Here is a 20,075-nt window from a genome sequence, read left to right on the forward strand (position 1 = left end):
AGGATCGACGTAAAATACGATCGGTTTTTTAGGATCGACCAGTTCCCCCCGGTCGTACCTGGCCCGGTCTTCATCCTTCGGTTCCAGCCGCCACCTCCAGATGTTGTGTACATCCCTTATCCCCTGGGAACTGTTGTCAAATGTTTTATAATCATTCCAGATCATCGCAAAATAACCCACCCTGTTGTCAAATTTCCTGGTCTTCATCGGGACCTTCGGCAGCAGGATAATAGAGTTATTGAATTCGAAGGTTATGGTGTTCAAACCCGCAGTCATGGTCCTGACATTCTTGATCTCGATGTTGGCTGGAAATGCTTTGATCTCTTTAATAAAAGACCGGTCTGCCGCAACAGGGCCACTGGGCATCAATCCCGCCATCAATGGCTGCGATCCAAAAATCCCGTTGGCCGTACCCAGGTAGTCGGTCATGTCGATTACGACGCTATGCTTAGACTGGTTGACGGCCTTGACCGGAAAGGTGGCATAAATGGGTTGCAGATTGTTTTTTAACAGCGATCTGGAAACACCATTCTGCGTACTGTCGCCCGCTTTCTCCGTTACACTGATCATTTTCAACACGATCTTATTGCCGGCTATCTTTTCAAAATGAAACAGGTTCTGTCCCATCCAGTCGCCCCCATAACTGCAAAGTGCACCGAAACTGATCGGCATGCGGTAGTCCGCAGCCGAGCGGACAATGCGGTTCACACTGAACAGGTCCCGGCTCAATATGGAATCAGGCAGCTCAAATAAATATCTTCCCGCTACCAAATGGACGGTAAAAAACCCGGCCGAGCTTTTGGCTGTTGCCGGAACAATTTCCGCATAAGGCTTGGGTTCGTCCGGTTTCGGGACTACCACAGGCGCAGCCGGAGTTGTGGTGGTGGCCGCTACGACTTTTCTTTTCTTTTTCTTAAGGCCCAGCAGCGTACATTCGCTAAAGACCATGGAAGCAAGCAGCAAAAGGACGATAAGCCTCAGTTTATCTGATGTTAATTTCATGTGTTTCTTCATTTTACAATAATCATTAGATCGCTTTCTTCGGCGGTGCAGGCAGAGCTGCAGGATTATACAAACTCAGGTACAACCGGTCTCTCAGATCCTCCAAATGAGCCTTGCTCAAACCTTCGGACGTACCCGGCAGCGCGCGGCTGATATCACCGAGCAGCACTTTGGCATGTGCCCTGATCACCGATCCGGATTCTCCGTCGGTACTGACCCCTGCTTGCAGCATGTTGCCCAGTTTGACCACATATGTCTTTTGCAGCTCCCTGCGGGCCATGCTGATGGCTTTGCCTTGCGAGAGTTCAGCAAATACCCCTTTTTTCAAATCGCTGAGCATCTGTGTAGCGGTATAAGCTTTTGCAGCATCATAAGCTTCTGCAGACAACAGTTTACCAATGCACCTTGCATCGAGCAGCAGCTGCAGAATGTTCTTCTGGGCGGTCATGACCGGATTGAAACTGGTATAGGTCAGCTTGTAAAGTGCATCATTCTTTAACCATAACGGCGTAACAAATGCCTCCTGCTGTAGGAATTTCATGGCTAGTTGCTGCTTTTCCCTGGAAGGAAAGCGATAGACCACTCCAGGCTGTCCGTTCATTTTAACGTCCGTATACATACCTCCGATGGTATAAGCTGCATGCTGCAGATACCTTTCATACTGATTGATCAGTTCCTGGTACAACTCGCCTGCCCTGTCGTAGTTCTCGTTAGGCTTTCGCGTCCAGTTCAGGAGCTCCGGTGCTATTCTTTTCAAATTTTTAATTCCGTATCCACTAGCAAGCACGGCATCATCGCCCAGATCACCCTTTTGGTTACGCGGATCAGTAATCATCCCCGGCTGGCCGGGCTCCAGGCCAAAATTATATTGCTTGCCTGAGTTAAGCTTCCGGGCCGTCCAGTCAGCCAGTATTTTATTTTCTTCAGCTGTGGTCTTATTGCCCGGAATGATCCTGTAGCCCCATTCAATCGCCCATTTGTCATATTCCCCGATTGTTGGAACCAACGCCGCTGCAGGAATATTGTCTTCAGGTTGGGCCACGTAATTGTAGCTGTAAAAGTCCATGATTGACGGGCTTACTGTTTGATTTTCTGCCCCTCCTGCTTTTCTTAAACTGGCTACAGGAACAGTTGCAGATGCACCGGTATTGAATTTCAAACCCAGCTTACTGCCTATCTGCTGACTGCAGGCTGCGCGTATCAGTCTGCCCATCAGCTCGTCACTGAATTGTGCCGAACGGGCCCTTGAATCAACCGCTCCTGCCTGTATCAAATAGGTTTTATACAGTTCGTTCAATGCATTGTGGTACCAGCTGACGTGGGCTTCCAGTATCTCTCCGCTGCGCGGATCGCTGATGACCTCGCCACTGGAACCCCCTGGTTCAGCAGGCTTATACACCAATACATTATGCCTCGCATCATCAATGTTCCATGTACTGTCGTTAACGGGGGCTTCCCTGCCGATGATGGCATTTTTAAATCCTGCCTTTTCAAAGGCAGCCTGCCAGTCGTTGATGCCCTGGATGAGGTAAAGAACCCACTTTTTCGGGGTACTGGGATCAATGTAAATGACAATCGGGTGCTGAGGTTCCACCAGTTGTCCTTTGTTATATTTCCCGGCATCTTCCGCTTTTGGCTCCATTCTCCAGCGCTGGATATTGCCGATAGTCCGGACACCACGGGGATTGAGGTCAAAATCTGTATAATCTTCCGTCAAATAGCCGATCCTTTCATCATATTCCCTGACTTTCATCGGGACTTCAGGCAAAAGGATCATCGAACTGTTCATCTCGAAGGTATAGACCGACATCCCGGCCAGCGGACTATCCTGCTTCTGGTAGGTTTTGATGGTCTTAATCTCGATATTGGTCGGAAAAGCCATTGCACTTTGTATATAAGACCGGTCAGGTAATGGTGTAGTCAGGCCGGAGAGCGCTTTTTTTGCATTGCTGAAGCCGAAGATGATATTATCACCATTGATGTAGTCAGTGATTTCGATCACGCTGGTCTTGTTGTCTTTGTGAACAGCCTTTACCGGAAAGGAAGAAACGATCGGTTGCATTGTGCTTTTTAATAAGGAACGGGATAAGCCATTTGCAGAAGTATCGCTGGAACGGTCCCTATAAGAAGTAACCGAGAGAAAAAGCTTATTTGCAGGCCCTTTGGTAAAGTTAAACACACTCTCCCCGATCATGTCTCCGGCATAGGATACTGTTCTTGACTCCGGTTTTCGGAAGTCGGCCGCCGACCTGGAGATCCGGTTTACGGTGAGCAGTTCCCTGCCCAACAGCGAGTCCGGGATTTCCAGGTAATACTTCTCAGCAACTTTATGTACCTTAAAAAAACCAAGAGAGCTCTTTGCGGTTGCGGGAATGATCTCTTCGTAAGGTTTTAAGGCATCCGGGGCAGAGATTGCCGGCTTCGGTGCAGTCCCAGCGCCTGGCACCGCGCCTGAAACGGGGGTTTTCGTCTTAGATTTTTCCTTTTTTTGTGCCTGTACCGGCAATTGGTCAAGAACGATCAGACAAAATAATAGTGAGGTAATACAGATTACCTTCCTGTTCATCAATTTCATTTGAGTTAAGTTTAAGGTGTAAAGGCGGGCAGGACGCAAGTGATCCCTGCATCATGCCCGCACTAAAGCATATAGGCGCTGTTTAATTAATAGCCGGGCGTTTGGACAAGATTAGGATTGGCAAGAATGTCATTAGTGGCAATTGGAAAGTTTTGTTTCAGTGAGTTCCAGGTTGCACCAACCCCTTTTTGCAAAACAACATTGTTCATCACGGCATCTATAGTGCCGGAACGTTTCAGGTCAAAGAAACGATGACTGGATTCAGTAAATAGTTCTACGCGCCTTTCTTCGATGATCGCATTGATGATATCTATTTGCAAAGTCGCATTGGTTCCATTCAGCCCCGCTCTGTTTCTGATCCTGTCCAGATCTGCTTTTGCACCATCTAAATTATTTTGCCTTGCACGTGCTTCCGCACGGATCAGGTATTGCTCGGCAATTCTGAACAGAATAATGTTTTCGGTGCCGATTATGCCTGACCTATATTTATTGGGAAAATAATTAGTCTGTGCAGCTATAACAGGAGTTGTGTTACTTGCGGCCATTGTTGCAGACCTTAGCCAGTAAGTTTTCCTAAGGTCGTCAGTTAAGGTGGTCGTGTTTTTTTCGAAGGCATTGACCAGTGATGGGCTAAGCGCTATGGTTACACTTCCCCAGTTTCCTGCCGCATTATAAGCAAGTTCCGGAGCCATATTATTGTTGTAAGCTACATAATCCTGGTTAACTCTGGTCGGCACGAGGTTAAAAATAGTTTCTGTACTTGCTGCCAGAAAAACTTTATCAATATCTGCTGAAGGCAATAAGCCATAGGCCGTGGCACCGCCGTTAGTCGCCGTAATTACATTGTTTGCCTGGGTTTCGGCATTAGGCCAATCTCCGCTATACAGGTAGGCACGTGCAAGGAGGGCAGCGGCTGTGAATTTGTTTGGCCTCCCCCTGTTTGTGGTAACAACACCATTGCCATCTTTATATTCATTGGTTAAGAGGCCTTGTGCTTTCAACAGATCTTCAATGATCAGCTTGTAGGCTTCTGCTTTGGGAACACGGGGAAGGTCCTTGTTGATTAAATAGTTACTTGAAGAGGTTATGGCTATATCACCATAATAATTGGTGAGGTAAAAAAAGCACAACGCCCTTATAAAGTAAGCTTCGCCCAGCCATTGGTTTTTATTCTGCAGTGTTGTTGAAGCTGTAATTCCTTCAATTGCCAGATTTGCATTGTAGATCTGCTTATATAGGTTACTCCATAGTGCTCCCGAAGTACCTGGGGTAATTGCATTCGTGTAAAAGGGAATATTGGCAGTGTTTGTCCCGTTAAGATTTTGCAGTTCATCAGTATATAATCCGGTATAAAGGGCAAAATTATTGCTTAAAGCACCGTCAAAATATCCTCCTCCAGCCAGTATACCTAAAATATTATTGATTGTTCCGGCACTGGACTTATCATTTGAATAAGCACCTTCACCTGCAATTTTATTAACAGGCAATGGAATATCAAGGTATTTTTTGCACCCGGTAGTAGAAAGCAGGACAATTACCAGAAACAACAGTAATTCTTTCAATAAAGTCTTTTTATGTATATGATTTGATTTCATGTTCTTCTTATTTATAGTGAAACTCTTAAACCTCCCGAAAAATTCCTCAATGGAGCCATCCCTGCGCCCAGGTTTTCAGGATCAAGATCTCCGTATTTAGAGATGGTCAGCAGGTTTGAACCTTGTCCGAAAATGGTTAAGCTACCAAGATGAAGGCGTTTAGCTAATCCATCGGGTAAAGTATAAGAGATATTCAGACTGCTGAGTCTGGCATAAGTCGCTTTTTCGTAAGCCCCCGTACTGGTTACATAATTGCCCTGGGCAAAAAAAGAACTGATACCGGCACCAGCTCTTTGTACCTCTGCCTCGTCTCCTTTATTTTGCCAGCGTTTTAACGCTGCTGTCGTTGTATTTAGACCGGGAAAGCCGGGAGGAAATGACTGTGATCCCAGATAGGTTCTGCCTATTCTGTTGGTAAAAGTAAAAAACACATCCAGTGTGATGTTTTTATAACTGAAGCTGTTGCCCAATCCACCGTAAAATTTTGGGGACAAGTCTATGTATTCTGTTTTATCCAGGTTTATATCCAGGGCAGCATCTCCAAAAGGTGGGAGTATAAATGCAGATTTGAGTCCGTTTCTGTTAATAAAGTTGTGCAACCCTGTTTCAGGATCAACCCCCACGTAATTATATAATTTAACCCCATATACAGATTTACCAATCACCTTATCTAAATCAATAATTGTTGTGCCAAGACCCGGGTAGGCAACCAGTTTGTTTTTAGGTAGTGTAAGATTGATGCGTGTGCTCCAGGTAAATTTCTTGCCATTCAGGTTTTTGGTGATCAATTCAAACTCCCATCCGTTGTTTTTAATAATAGCTGGCGAGTTTATCGAACGTGCAGTAAACCCTGTAGTAGATGGCAGGCGCTGGTTAATCAGCTGATCACTTGTTTTACTGTCGTAATAAGTCGCATCAAGACTAATTCTGCCATTAAAAAACTCCAAGAAAATACCACCATCTGTTTTTCTGTTGTGTTCCCAGTGCAAATCCTTGTTTTCCAGGTTATCAGCTTGTAAGCCTAAGCTTCCCTGATAAGGAGTAGACTGGCTATAGGTGGTTATAAAAGAGTAATTAGGGATACCATCACCGCCGGAAGTTCCTATGCTTCCCCTTAACTTGGCAAAAGAAATAACAGGTAACAAACTTTTGAACCATTTCTCATTACTAAACAAATATGCCAATGCGATGGAACAAAATTTACCAAATTGGTAGTTTTCACCAAATTTTGTAGAACCATCGCGGCGACCGTTCAAATTTAAAATATACTTATTGTCCCAGTTATAGTTGATGATTCCAAAAAATCCAAGGTATTTATTAGGCGCCTGATCATATGTTGAAATGATGTTTGCCTGAGGGTTTGCTCCAGGGGTTAGTCTATCTGCAAATGTTGGATTGTATAACATGGCGTCTGATAGAAAATCATTACCCGTTATCGAAGATGAATAGTTGAGCTGGTTTTGCAGTGTACCACCCGCCTGAACGGTCAATGTGCCTTTTTTTCCTAAAGCAGTTAGATAGGAGGCATTCGGTTCAATTGTGATATTGCGAACAGTATAAAAGCTTAAGGTGCTGGTTGTTCTGAAAGTAGTGCCGGGTTGATAATAGGTAGAAGGCTGTGCCCTTATTGCTTTGGAATTCATGTAATTGTATCCAATATTGGCATTAAGGGAAAGACCTTTTACCGGTGTGTATTTTAATCCGAGTGTAGAAAACAAGTTATTGGTGATGTTTTTAAATATGATGTTCTGTGCGGCTGCCGGATTACTGTTGTTGGTATAATCGACCCAGTTTAAACTGCCATCAGGTAAAAATAGAGGCGCTGAATTGGGTGGACTGGTATAAGCATTACCTTGACTAAAATCGTATGGCACTGCGTCATCTGTAGTCGATAAAAAGCTTCCTGAAAGACTGATGTTAAATTTATTGTTCTTCACACTGTTGTTGATATTGAAGTTTAATCCACCGTCTCTTACAGAGCCTTCACCAATCTGAATACTGGTTTGCTTGCGGAAGTTTCCTCCAATCAAAAAATTTATATCTGAAGTTCCGCCAGAGTAACTGGCATTTATCCTGTTTACTGAAGCGTGATAACCCGCGTATTCTTTTTGAAAATCGGTGTAGCGATTTGCATTGGGGCCATTAATGTCAGAAAAGTTTGCTGCCGAAGTTATGGGGGTTCCGTCATTCTTGTAAGCCTCTGTTCTCAGCATAATATATTGCTCAGTGTTTAACATCTCGGGAGAGGTTCCACGCATGGTAAGACCTGAAGTAGCATTTACATTTAACTTAGGCGATCCTGCTTTTCCTTTTTTAGTAGTGATCAATATTACACCATAGGCACCACGGGAGCCATAAATTGATGTGGCGTCAGCATCCTTTAATACTGTCAACGACTCAATCGTAGAAGGATCAATGTAATCCAGCGGATTGCCTCCCTTTAACTCATTGTTCAGGTTTTCCCTAATGTTGGCTGCATTTTGGTTTAAAGGGAGCGGGCCACTTGGCAAAGCTACTCCATCCACAATGATTAAGGGTTGGCTGGCTCTGAACCCATTGGTCAGGGTCTGCTGTCCCCTTATCATCAAATTAAATGGCGAACCGGGCAATCCGCTCAATTGCTGTACAAATAAGCCTGGTACCTGACCTTGCATAACTTCCAAAACATTACGAGCTGGATTTTTAGCAATTCCCTCTGCTGTTATGGTCGTACTATTGCCGGTAGCCAGCCGCTTTGTTGTAGATCCATAGGCTGTAATCTGCACCTGGTCCAAATCACTGCTTGTCAATTTTAGTCTGATCACAATTGGCACCTTTAATTCGGAAACAGCGATTTCCTGCATGGTGTAGCCGATGTAAGTAAACTGCAATATGGCTTTATCATCATTGATCACGGGGGTAATGAACTGTCCTTCCTGATTAGTGACCACCACAAGCATGGTATTTTTTACCCTGACACTTACCCCGGGCATCGGCTGATCTTTCTCATCGAGAACTTTGCCTATGTATATGCGTGGAGCCAGCAGTTTAATATTGGTTTGTACAGGCACCGATTTTATTACAATATTGTTGTCAATGATGGAGTAAGAAAGTGACAGTTTACCTAAAAACTGATCTAAAGCTTCTTCTACGGTTACATTTTTCAGGTTAACATTGACGTTTGGCATGGCTTTGATCAGCTCCATCCGGTAAAAAAAAGTATAACCGCTTTGTTTCTCAATTTTCGAGAACAGGGTTTCCAGACTCACATTTCTCTCCGAAATGCTGATCGTCTGGCTGAAGACCGCTGCATTTAAATGCAGACAGCCCAGGATCATTAGTAAAGTGGTTAGCTTCATGATAATGATAAGTTTTTTAAGCCGTTCGTTTGCATGGCACGGCCGACAAATAGTAAAAATTTGCATACTTTTGTTTTGTTTGGGTTAATAGGTTAGTCGATTGCAATATAGGGTGATCATTGGCCCAGGCTTATCGCCGGATCGTGGTCGAAACACGATCTGGCTTTTTTGCTTTTTACAGGGCCACAGCAGATCTGCAGCCTTGCTGCAAATCTATAAAATGGCTTCTTTATTTTACGATAATTTTCTTTCCCTCAATTTTAAAATTAATACCACTTTCTTCTAATATTTTTAATGCCTGAGAGAGCTTTGCATTACGTGACACTTTACCCTTATAATGATCGGAAGGTATCTTCCCTTCATACATAACATCTACATCATACCAGCGGCCGATCTGGCTCATGATGGTTTTGATATCCGCATATTCAAACTGGAACAGGTCATTTTTCCAGGCGATGACCTCTTCTGTATTTACATGATCATTTATTTGAATTACCTGATTAACCGTGGCTGCAGGGGCAATAACAGATTGCTGACCTGGTTTTAGTGTTGCGGTTTGTGTACCGCTGACCACCTTTATACTGCCTTCTAGCAAAGTACTGCTGGTCTGGCCCTCCTCAGCATAAGCATTGATGTTGAAATGTGTGCCCAATACTTCAATGGTTTGAGAATTACTGACAACCCTGAATGGCATACCGGCATTTTTTGCGACCTCAAAATAAGCTTCACCTGAAAGTTCCACCTTGCGTTCAGTACCGGCAAAAGTGGTTGGATATTTTATTGAGGTAGCTGCATTAAGCCACACCTTAGTGCCATCTGAGAGGATCACTGCGTATTTACCGCCTCTTGGAGTTGCAATGGCATTGTAAGTCAGTACGTTTAGCTCAACTTGCTTATCAGCACTATAGCTTAATAACCCTTCTCCATCTTTCCTGACAACAGCATTGCCCTGGCTGGCTACTTTACCCCGGGCCGCATCGTCTAATAACAAAGTTGTTCCATCCGAAAGGGTCAAAATCGCCTTATTTCCACCGGGAGCAATATCATTAGGAACATTCTTTACGGTATCTGTTTGTTCTGCTGGTTTAGTATTATAATAATAGAGCCCAACTCCAAGACCTGCAACCAGCACTGCCGCTGCCCATTTCACATAGCTAAACAAGGGGCGGGTAACTGTCTGTGCCGGAAGCTGACTAAAAATGGAATCCCGCATTTCATTTTTTTTATCATTAAGCTTGTTTTCTGTAAAGCTTCCTTCTGCTCCATCCACATTTTCATACCATTGTTCTACTGCTTCCCTTTCTTCAGGTGTTGCAGTTCCCAACAGGTATTTGTCTATAAGTAATTGTATTTCGCCGAGTTTCAAAATGTCCCTTTTAATACATATAACCTCAGCTACTGAAAAGTACCAGATGAATTTGTCTTTTTTTCTAAAATAGTTTATGGAAGGATGGTATACACTCCTGAAATGATCAACCCTATCTTAAATAAAGAGGGGTCATAGCAGTTCAAACGCTGCTTTAAGCGGTTCGATGCATTTTGCAGCTGGTTTTTGACCGTCTGTTCTGATAAACTCAATTTTTCGGAAATCTCTTTAATGCTGCAGTCACCCTCTTTCTTAAGGCTATAGATCTCCCGCATCCTGGAAGGCATTTTACTGATCTCATCATTGATGATACTCTGCAGTTCCTTATTGAGCAGCAGCTGATGCGAAGAGGGTTCAAAGGATTCTTCCTTCTTTGCATGATCTACTGCATATCGCAGCCTGACACTGTTTTTTTTATATTGGATCAATATCCGGTTGCGCAGCACGGCATATAAGTAAGGCAGCAGCTCATTCTGGGCGGTCAGTTTTTCCAGGTTCTCCCACATCGCGATAAATACTTCCTGAACGACATCTTTGGCCAGCTCATCAGATTGCAGCTTTCTGTAGGCATGACGAAAAAGCAATTCCCAATAATTATCAAAGGCAAGTTCCAGTGCCTTTGTTTTGTTGGTCTGTGCTGTAGCAAGAATATGGCTATCAGAAAATTGCTGCATGGTGTAGTTGAAATTCCCATGACGAATTTAACGATTTTTACATCAAGTAAGTTACAAAAGCATCTGATCGCTTAAAATAGACCTGTTTGTTCAGATTTTCAGCTGCCTGAGGGTGCACTCAGTTCTATACCTTTCTTCACAGGAATACCGAAAATAGGTGTACCGTCAGCATTCCAGGTAAATTTTTGCGCTCTTGGAGACCGGAAACCACCGCAGCCCTGACCGGGCTTGTCGTTTGCATGGTATAGAATCCAGTCTTCCTTACCATCAGGGGATTTAAAAAAGGAATTATGACCAGGCGCATATACTCCGTTTTCTGCAGATTTTTTAAAGACAGGTTGTTCAGATTTCTTCCATGATGACGGATTCAGCAGATCAGAATTGGCAGAAGCTGTCAGCATACCCAATGCATAAAAGTCCGTCCAGCAGCCACTGGCAGAATACACGATAAAAATTTTATTCTTGTGCACCAGGAATTGTGGTCCTTCATTTACGTCTACGTGTTTTAAATTTGGCTCATTCAAATCGCCAAATTTCTCCCATTCAAACTTTGGACTGGAAATCCTGATTCTTTCGCCATCTACCGTCCAGGGATTTTTGAGCTTAGCAATATAGATCTCCTGCCTGCCATTGGCGTCTCCTTCCCAGCCCGACCAGATCATATAGAGCTTGCCATTGTGGTCGATCACATCGCCATCAATCGCCCATTTATTTGTTGGGTCAGTAATTTGCCCTTTAAATACCCACTCGCCCTCCATAGGATCTGCTGATTCATTTTCCAGCACATACATCCGGTGGTTGTTATTATTCCCATTGTCTGCCGCGAAATAAGCATACCATTTGCCCCGCAGGAACATCACTTCCGGTGCCCATAATTCTTTGGAATACGGTCCGGTTTTCGGCGGTGTCCAGATCACTTTGCGAACAGCATCTTTTATTCCCGGTATAGTTTTACTTTTATACAGCACCAGATTTCTGCCTATTGTATGCGTATAGTAATAATAGCCGTCTTTATAAAAACTATAGGGGTCAGCACCTGACGGCAACAAGGGATTGGTAAAAGTCTGGGAGCTGGCGCCATATGTGAGCGCACACAAAATTATTATTAATAAAAATCTATATTTCATTTTTGTATTTAATTCAGGAATTTATACCCATCGTTTCTCACACCCCAATATTTGGATATACAATATAGTCAATAATCAGTCAACTGAACAAGGCAGCATATAGTTAACACCTGTCCCTTAGCGTAAGCCTGGTGTAAGAAAAATTACCTTCTCAGAGAAAGACATCAGCGCTCTTTGACCCAATCCTTCATCGGGGCCTAAGAGATGCAGTCTTCGAAGAGAACGGTAATTTTTCTTACCACCAGGCGATTCCATTCACATTGTCCTGAATTATGGCATAACCGACGAATGCGTATATAACTTATCCGTTACCTGCTTTAACTTGGCAGCAGGCACCTTAATCACTTTCCTGTCGTAAGTCATCAAGCCATTGGTCTCATTCTCCACATCAGTAGTCTGCGTATAAACGGCAGCAGACAGTCCTTTTGTGATCAGGAAATCCATTCTGTCCATAAAGGAAGCATATTTTGCAAACAATTCATCCGCAGTTTTAAAGCTCTGGTAACCCCAGTTGTCTTTATCTTTCCACACATGTCCGGCTACAGGAAGGCCCAAACCTCCGTATTCGCCCAAAACCACTACATGCGTAGGCCCAAAAAGATCAGGTCTTGGCATCTGAGGATCAGGATAATGATGAAGGTCAACAATATCACCCGTAATGACGTGGTTACCGCCGCTGGCGCTGTTCACAAGGCGCGAAGGATCCATCTTTTTGGTCCATTCTGCAATCTCTTTAGTCTTGAACTGTCCCCAGGCCTCGTTGAAAGGCGTCCAGACCACGATGCTCGGAAAGTTATGCAAATCCTTCATGATCTTTTCCCATTCCTTGCGGTAATAGCCCTCAGATTCAGGGGTACGGTCTTTATCCGTTCCGCCCATCTGACCAAGCTTAGGTTCCCAGCGGTTACCCAGATCACCGCTTGGCATGTCCTGCCAAACCAGGATACCCAGTTTATCACACTCATAATACCAGCGTGCCGGCTCAACCTTAATGTGCTTGCGGATCATGTTAAAGCCCATTTCCTTTGTTTTGATGATGTCAAATGCCATCGCCTCATAAGTAGGAGGGGTATATAATCCATCTGGCCACCAGCCCTGATCCAAAGGCCCGTACTGAAATACAAACTCGTTGTTCAGCAACATTCTTTGTGTGCCTTCTTTATCTGGCCCCATTGATGATTTGCGCATGGCAAAATAGCTACTCACTTCGTCGATCACTTTACCATTACGCAGGACAGCAACCTTAAGGTCATACAAAAAAGGAGAATTGGGTGTCCAGAGTTTAGGATTAGCAATGGCAAGGGAAGCTTCTTCTTTAACCTCTACTTCCTGCTCCGCAACTTTAGTTTTACCATCAAATGCAGTAATTCTTATTTTGTCACCAGCCACAGCAGCTTGAACATCAGCAGTTACGGCAAGCGTTTTAGTGTCTATGTCGGGCGTTTGTCTGGTCGATTCAATATAGGTTTTAGGAACGCTTTCCAGCCATACAGTCTGCCAGATGCCGCTTACAGGTGTATACCAGATGCCTTCCGGTTTTTTGACCTGTTTGCCTCTTGGCTGAGGGCCTTCATCTGTCGGGTCCCATACGCTGATGATCAGTTCCTGTTTGCCGCCTTTTTTTATGAAAGCGGTGATGTCAAAAGAGAAAGGGTCAAATCCGCCTTCATGCGTCCCTGCTTTCTGACCATTTACCCATATTTCAGATTTCCAGTCGACCGCGCCAAAATGCAGCAAAATGGTGTTTTTCATATTTGAAGGAATGGTAAAGCTGGTTTTGTACCACAGCAGGTTATCTTTATCCAATGTTTTACCAACTCCGGACAGCGCTGATTCTACTGCAAAAGGAACCAATATTTTACCCTGGTAGGCTTTAGGTGTAGTCTCCTCTTTACCTGTAATGGCATAATCCCAAAGGCCGTTCAGATTTTTCCAGTTATTGCTTCTGATTAGTTGCGGGCGGGGATATTCCGGCAACGGATTAACCGGATTTACTTTTTCGGCCCAGGGAGTCATGATCTTCCCCCCAACTGGTTTCCAGCCTGTTTGCGCATTTGCACTCAGCAACAGGCAGGACAATGCCGTTGCTAATAAATAGTTTTTAGTCATTTTACAGTGTGTTGGTTAAATTTTCAAATTGAAATCGGTTTTTATATTTGGTGGTGTGTTTTGGTGATCCCTGGCTGTACTGCATAAAATCACAATCAAAGATTGGTTTTTTAATTTTGGTCTTTAAATTCAATTGTATCAAAATTTCCTCATTTTGTATCAAAACTCAGTAGTCTCCTCAAAAGACACCTTAAATATAAAAGCAATTTTCTCTAAGTTTGAACCGGTATCTAAATAGAATTGAAAAAACTCAGCTTACTTATATCGTTACTTCTTTTTGCGGAACTGCTGTTTGGTCAGCCTTACTATTTCCGAAGGTACCAGGTGGAAGATGGATTGTCCAACAATGCAGTACTCTGCAGCTTGCAGGATAAAGATGGTTTCATGTGGTTTGGCACCAAAGACGGCCTTAGCCGTTTCGATGGCTATTCTTTTAAAATCTACAGAAATGACACCGATGACAGCGGGAGTATAGGCGGAAGCTTTATCCAGTGTCTGGCTGAGGACAGGCAGGGATTGCTCTGGGTTGGCACCGAAAAGGGATTATATAGTTATAACAAATCGACTGAGAATTTTACACGACTCAAAAACAGTAAACACGAAGAAATCAGAACGGTTCTCCTTGATAAGGATCAAAACATCTGGTTTATTTCCGGCCTGATGCTTTGCAGTTACGATAACAAGAGTAAAACGATCAAAGAATATCCGGTTTCCGAATACTTTTACGTAACTGCTATATGTGAAACTGATGATGGTAAACTATGGGCTGCTACGACGGACGGAGAGCTGATCCAATATCATCATGACAGTGATCATTTTTCCCGCTACTCCGTTTTTGAGAAATCACCATCCAGCACATCCAGAGGAATAGAACGAATTTACTATGCCGGCAATAACCACATTTTAGTTGGTACCTCAAATCAAGGTGTTAAGTATTTTAACATCAGTACGCATCAGTATAAAGACATCTTGTCTCATACAGATGATAAAACAGAGATTTATGCCAGAACATTTTTAAAGCAATCTGAAAACACGTTCTGGGTCGGTACTGAAACCGGAATTTACATTCTCAATCTGGAAACCGGCCGGTATACCAATCTCAAAAAACAATACAACGACCCCTACTCGCTTTCAGATAATGCCATATATTTCTTATCAAAGGATCATGAAGGCGGCGTCTGGATCTGCACCTATTTTGGGGGAATAAACTATTACCCGAAGCAATATTCTGCTTTCGAAAAATTCTATCACAAGATTGGAGAGAATTCCATCAGCGGCAATGCGGTTAGAGAAATTACGCCCGACAATAAAAACAACCTGTGGATTGGCACAGAAGACGCCGGACTCAATAAGTTGGATCCGGCAAGTGGCAAAGTGGACAATTACAGACCAGACGGCACTAAAAAAGGGATATCGCATACCAATTTACACGGCCTCTTCGCTGATGGTAATGAACTCTGGATCGGTACGTTTGAGCATGGCCTGGATGTAATGGATCTGAACACCAAAAAAGTGATCCGCCATTATGCTATTGGTACAGGGCCCAAACAACTGAAAAGCAATTTTGTCTATTGCATCTATAAAACTAGGGCCGGTCAGATCTTAATAGCCACCACCAGGGGTTTATATTCTTTTAACCGTAAAGCGGACAATTTTGACATCATCTCTCAGGCTCCTGACCATATTTTTTATACGGGGCTGATAGAAGACAGTCAGGGTACCATCTGGCTGGCCACCATTAGAGATGGGTTATATTATTACAACCGGGAGAAGAAATTGCAGGGCTATTATAAAAATGACCCTAAAAATAAAAAAAGCCTGATTGACAACAGGGTGAACAGAATATTTGAAGACAGTGAAAAGAATATATGGGTGGCGACCGAGGCCGGCTTTTGTAAATTCAATAAACGAACTCATGATTTTATCCGGTACACGATCAAAGATGGCTTTCCAAGTAATGTAATCTATGGGATGCTGGAAGACGCTTATAAAAACTTATGGATCAGTACCTCGAAAGGGCTCCTGAAGTTTAATCCGAAAACAGGCGCTTTAAAGAATTTTACTAAGTCAGATGGCTTGCTCAGTGATCAGTTTAACTACAGCTCCGCTTACAAGGATCCTTCGGGAAGAATGTATTTTGGCAGTGTAAAAGGCCTCATCCGCTTTGATCCGGAAGATTTTAAACCAGATTCTTTTAAACCTCCTGTGTTCATTACCGGCATACAGGTCAACAACCAGGAACTGCTCATTGGCACCAAAAGCTCCCCGTTAAAAAAGTCCATTTCACTTACTGACAGGGTTTTATTTAAGCATACGCAATCGACATTTAGTATTGACTTTGCGGCGCTTAGCTATACTTCTCCCATAATGACCGAATATGCCTATAAGATGGATGGGATTGACAAAGACTGGACCTATTTAAAACAAAACAGAAAAGCTTATTTCACAGATCTTTCACCGGGAGAATACACATTCAGAGTAAAAGCATCAAATAGTTCGGGCATATGGAACACGAGAGAAACAACACTGAACATTGTGATCCTTCCGCCCTGGTGGGCCAGCAAACTTGCTTATTCTTTGTATATTATAGCTGCAGGGCTGCTGATTTATATCCTGGTCAGGCGTGACCACAAAAGAATAGAGCGGCGAAATGCCCGCCGGATGGAGGTCTTTGAAAACGAAAAGGAAAAAGAGATTTATCATGCCAAAATAGAATTCTTCACCAATATCGCTCATGAGATCAGAAGCCCGCTTACCCTGATCAAAGGACCAATGGAGAAAATGATCAGGCGTGCAAACGACATCCCGGATATGGAAAAGAACCTGAGGATCATGAATAAGAATACAGACCGTTTGCTGGAGCTGACCAATCAGCTTCTGGATTTCAGAAAAACTGAAACCAGGGGCTTCTCTCTTAATTTTGTGAAGACCGATGTCTCCGAGGTGCTGCGGGACATCGCACACCGTTTCCAGCCAGCAGCAGAGCAAAAACAAATCATGTACAGTATTCAGATGCCGGAGGTAAAACTATTTGCTTATATCGATCTCGAGGCGTTCCATAAGATCATCACCAATCTGATAGAAAACGGCTTGAAATATTGCGAATCGAGCATCAGAGTCGAACTTGCGGAGATTAAAGAAGGGGACGATCAATTTATCATCAGGGTGATCAGTGATGGAAAACCCATACCACAGGAGATCAGTGAAAAGATCTTTGAACCCTTTTTCAGAGCCAGGGAGGCTGATATCAAACCAGGAACAGGCATTGGTCTTTCTTTGTCCAGGGCCCTGGCCGAACTGCACAATGGTTCACTAACTCTTCAGCAACCATCTGCCGATTTTAATATCTTTGTGCTCAGGCTGCCAATTCATCAGCTTATTGAGTTTAACCTAAAGACCAAATGGAAAAAAATCTGAATATTACCGTTCTTCTGGTAGATGACAACGAAGATATTATTGATTTTATAACCGATGATCTTAGTGATCAATACCATGTACTTTCTGCCGGAAACGGATTAAAAGCATTGGAAATCTTAAAGAACGAGCCTATACAAATGGTCATTAGCGACATCATGATGCCCGAAATGGACGGACTTGAGCTATGTAAAATCATCAAGTCAAGTGTAGAACTCAGCCACATTCCGGTGATATTGCTCACCGCAAAAAATACATTGCAATCAAAAATAGAAGGTTTGGAAACCGGAGCAGATGCTTATGTAGAAAAACCTTTTTCCCCGGAATTTTTGCATGTCCAGATATCCAGTCTGCTCAAAAACAGGGATAAGGTCAAAGCTTATTTTGCAAACTCTCCTTTGCTGCACATCAAAACCATGGCTTATTCCAGGGCAGATGAACAGTTCCTCGAAAAGCTCCAGCAGATCATCAACAACAGCCTGAATGATCCTGATCTGGATGTCGAACACCTGGCAGATCACATGAACATGAGCCGGCCCACATTCTATCGTAAGATTAAGGCCATTTCGGACTTAAGCCCAAATGAACTGATCAACCTGACACGGCTAAAAAAAGCTGCTGAATTGCTGAATGAAGGCATTTTGAAGATCTACGAGATTGCTGAAATGGTGGGTTACAGCTCACAAACGCAATTTGGCAGAAACTTCTCCAGGCAGTTCGGAATGTCACCTACTGATTACCTTAATAACCAGCAGACTGAGAAGAAGAACAGGCCTATTTAATATAAAAGGTCTGGCTAAATGCACCATTCGCTGCAACATCCCAGGCTTCTACTCTTGCCCAGGTCCGTCCGGCCAGTTTGGTCTTAAACTGAAATACCTGATCTCCATAAGCTTTGGTCTTAGTCAGGTCAATTTTATCCCTGTAAACCCGCGTGCCGTCTCCGGAAATCACTTCTATATAATTCATAGGAAAAGTCCAGAGGAGTTTCAAAGAAACATCAGCTGTACCGTCGGCATTTAAGGCCAGCGTCTCACCCGATATCTTACCGTTGATCTTCAACTCCGGCATGAGGACCTCTCCTGTCGAGCCAAAGAATTTACCCTTTTGCATCACGTCCAGTATGGGCTGCCAGCTCTCTGTGTATTTCGGTGCTTTATCCAGCATCAGGTAGTTGACATTCAAATGGGCATACATTTCATTTTGAGGAGTAATGGTAAATAAATCCGCTTCCGTGATCACTGTCTTTTTCAACCTCCAGTTGTTCATGTCGTCCAGCAGGCCCAGCACCCTGTTGTTACCCAGGTATGGATGGGAGAGGTCAGCCGGCATGGCTTTCCAGGCTGCGCCCATAAAGCGATCCGACAGGAAGAAGTCTTCGTGTGCATATACGTCAGGTGCATTGACCGAGCCTTTTGTTCTGGCATGTGCTGTCCAGGCCAGCCCTTTTTCCTGCTCCAGCAATTTTAGCATGTCTTTTTTATCACCAATATGATAAACCTTTCCAAAGCCAGGCCTGTCTTCTACAAACGGTACGGCCTGTTTCCTCGACATGATCCAGTAGATTGGTTTCGGAAAAAGCTGCAGCCAGTGGCCTCCAAAAAATTCGTTTGGCTCTTCGCCGGGAAGCAATAAAAAATCTTTATCAGATAGACGCTCGCACATTTCAAATAGTGCTTTCAACTCTTTCAACCGCTGATCATCTGGTCCTTTGGGGTGTGCGGTATAATGGAATTCGGCTAGGTGAACGATATCGATCCCTGCCTTCTTAAATACATCTACAAAATCCGGATGCTCCGGAACCGGTTTTCCCGCTAAAACAACACTCATAATAAATTCATTATGAAAATGACTGGACATGGTTTTAAAACCAGGAAGTTTAACATAGCTGTCGTAGTGGGTAAATTTCTTAACCGCGGTAAAAGCATCTGAAGCCTCTCCATCACTGATCAGGCAGAAGAAATTCATCCTTTGTTTGGTTCCAGGAGGGGCATTGAACCAGGGCACAAAGCGGTTATCACCTTTCAGGTCCTGCCGGATGCCGATGCCATAGCCATCGGTCATCTTGCGATAGTTATTGCCATACCAGGTAAATTTCAGATTGAACGCTTCATCAAGCGGATAAAAATATTGGTGCGGGGCGGGAAATAAGGCCAGAGTACCCTGGGCGCCTTTAGCGGTAATTGTCCTGTATTTCACAGCGAGGTTAACTGCGGTATCCGTTTTCACAACTTTTGCCTGCTGTAAAGTGTCACCGGTACTGGTCCAGGAAATGCTTTTCCAGCTGTCTGATCTGCTCACCAGGCCGGCATCGTAAACAATGGCGGTCGCATCCACATCGGTAGACATCACCGCAGCGATATTGAACAGCGGACTGCCATTGTAAAAAGTAACTTCCAGCACGCCGTCAAAACGGTCTGAATGCAGGCTGCCAATGGTTATCACGGTATGACTGCCTATGCTTTTGACAGCTGCAGATGACTTTTTAAGCGTAACAGGAAAAGTTTTGTAAGGTTTAAATGGGACCTTATCAAAAAAGATATTCCATCCGTTTTGTGACAATAGGTCTCTTTTGCCTATACTCAGCAAAAAGACCGGGTCAACATCGGCAGAGATGATCTTTTGTACGGCAGCTTTATTCAGTGAAATGAGCTTAAATAATGGTTTTGAACCGCTAAGGTCAAAAACGATTTTACCGGTATTCCCGTTACCAGCCGGCCATTTTATTTCAAGAATACCTGCTTTTTGGCTTATTGCGGCTTCATTTTTTGGATTGAATTTTTTCAGGTCAACCTTGACCTGGGCCATGGTAATGGCCGTACAAAACAAACCGAATATTGATAGAAGTAATGATCTCATAGTTATGAAGTTAAAG

General features: G+C 43.7%; 11 protein-coding genes. 2 read left to right on the plus strand and 9 right to left on the minus strand.

Annotated features, from left to right (window positions below):
- The 8 genes from VK541_RS10400 to VK541_RS10435 form a co-directional block, all read right to left on the minus strand.
- A partial coding sequence (locus VK541_RS10400; protein ID WP_324369737.1) for a DUF5117 domain-containing protein occupies window positions 1-1,002 on the minus strand: 1,002 nt, incomplete at its 3' end.
- 25 nt (window positions 1,003-1,027) lie between these two features.
- Window positions 1,028-3,577: a zinc-dependent metalloprotease gene (locus VK541_RS10405; RefSeq protein ID WP_324369739.1), complete on the minus strand. Its 2,550-nt coding sequence runs from the start codon at window positions 3,575-3,577 to the stop codon at window positions 1,028-1,030.
- A gap of 86 nt (window positions 3,578-3,663) precedes the next feature.
- Complete coding sequence (locus VK541_RS10410) at window positions 3,664-5,172, minus strand: RagB/SusD family nutrient uptake outer membrane protein (protein ID WP_324369741.1); 1,509 nt, start codon at window positions 5,170-5,172, stop codon at window positions 3,664-3,666.
- An 11-nt stretch (window positions 5,173-5,183) separates the two neighbouring features.
- Entirely contained in the window at window positions 5,184-8,510 is a 3,327-nt protein-coding gene (locus tag VK541_RS10415; protein ID WP_324369744.1) for a SusC/RagA family TonB-linked outer membrane protein, read from the minus strand.
- A 229-nt stretch (window positions 8,511-8,739) separates the two neighbouring features.
- Window positions 8,740-9,876 carry a FecR family protein gene (locus tag VK541_RS10420; protein ID WP_324369746.1) on the minus strand — a complete coding sequence of 379 codons (1,137 nt, stop codon included), beginning with the start codon at window positions 9,874-9,876 and terminating at the stop codon, window positions 8,740-8,742.
- A gap of 74 nt (window positions 9,877-9,950) precedes the next feature.
- Window positions 9,951-10,550, minus strand: a complete 600-nt coding sequence (locus VK541_RS10425; RefSeq protein WP_324369748.1) for an RNA polymerase sigma factor — start codon at window positions 10,548-10,550, stop codon at window positions 9,951-9,953.
- A gap of 98 nt (window positions 10,551-10,648) precedes the next feature.
- The gene (locus tag VK541_RS10430) at window positions 10,649-11,677 is read right to left on the minus strand and encodes a glycoside hydrolase family 43 protein (RefSeq protein ID WP_324369750.1); all 1,029 of its coding nucleotides are present in this window, start codon (window positions 11,675-11,677) and stop codon (window positions 10,649-10,651) included.
- Between the two features lie 270 nt (window positions 11,678-11,947).
- Window positions 11,948-13,786: a glycoside hydrolase family 2 protein gene (locus tag VK541_RS10435; RefSeq protein ID WP_324369752.1), complete on the minus strand. Its 1,839-nt coding sequence runs from the start codon at window positions 13,784-13,786 to the stop codon at window positions 11,948-11,950.
- A 240-nt stretch (window positions 13,787-14,026) separates the two neighbouring features.
- On the opposite strand from VK541_RS10435, the gene VK541_RS10440 reads away from it, so the two are divergent.
- Both VK541_RS10440 and VK541_RS10445 read left to right on the plus strand, forming a co-directional pair.
- Window positions 14,027-17,203 (plus strand): ligand-binding sensor domain-containing protein, encoded by a 3,177-nt coding sequence (locus tag VK541_RS10440; RefSeq protein ID WP_324369754.1) that lies wholly within the window; start codon window positions 14,027-14,029, stop codon window positions 17,201-17,203.
- Complete coding sequence (locus tag VK541_RS10445; RefSeq protein WP_324369756.1) at window positions 17,188-17,982, plus strand: response regulator transcription factor; 795 nt, start codon at window positions 17,188-17,190, stop codon at window positions 17,980-17,982. The genes VK541_RS10440 and VK541_RS10445 overlap by 16 nt, the downstream gene beginning before the upstream one ends.
- Here VK541_RS10445 and VK541_RS10450 read toward each other — a convergent pair.
- The gene (locus VK541_RS10450; protein WP_324369758.1) at window positions 17,975-20,059 is read right to left on the minus strand and encodes a hypothetical protein; all 2,085 of its coding nucleotides are present in this window, start codon (window positions 20,057-20,059) and stop codon (window positions 17,975-17,977) included. The genes VK541_RS10445 and VK541_RS10450 overlap by 8 nt on opposite strands.
- Window positions 20,060-20,075 lie beyond the last annotated feature (16 nt).

This window comes from Pedobacter sp. (assembly GCF_035317785.1).
In the GTDB taxonomy this organism is placed as follows: domain Bacteria; phylum Bacteroidota; class Bacteroidia; order Sphingobacteriales; family Sphingobacteriaceae; genus Pedobacter.

Coding starts and splice junctions, on each gene's coding strand:
- VK541_RS10405 (WP_324369739.1), bottom strand. CDS start 3,577: ATGAAATTGATGAACAGGAAGGTAATCTGTATTACCTCACTATTATTT.
- VK541_RS10410 (WP_324369741.1), bottom strand. CDS start 5,172: ATGAAATCAAATCATATACATAAAAAGACTTTATTGAAAGAATTACTG.
- VK541_RS10415 (WP_324369744.1), bottom strand. CDS start 8,510: ATGAAGCTAACCACTTTACTAATGATCCTGGGCTGTCTGCATTTAAAT.
- VK541_RS10425 (WP_324369748.1), bottom strand. CDS start 10,550: ATGCAGCAATTTTCTGATAGCCATATTCTTGCTACAGCACAGACCAAC.
- VK541_RS10430 (WP_324369750.1), bottom strand. CDS start 11,677: ATGAAATATAGATTTTTATTAATAATAATTTTGTGTGCGCTCACATAT.
- VK541_RS10435 (WP_324369752.1), bottom strand. CDS start 13,786: ATGACTAAAAACTATTTATTAGCAACGGCATTGTCCTGCCTGTTGCTG.
- VK541_RS10445 (WP_324369756.1), top strand. CDS start 17,188: ATGGAAAAAAATCTGAATATTACCGTTCTTCTGGTAGATGACAACGAA.
- VK541_RS10450 (WP_324369758.1), bottom strand. CDS start 20,059: ATGAGATCATTACTTCTATCAATATTCGGTTTGTTTTGTACGGCCATT.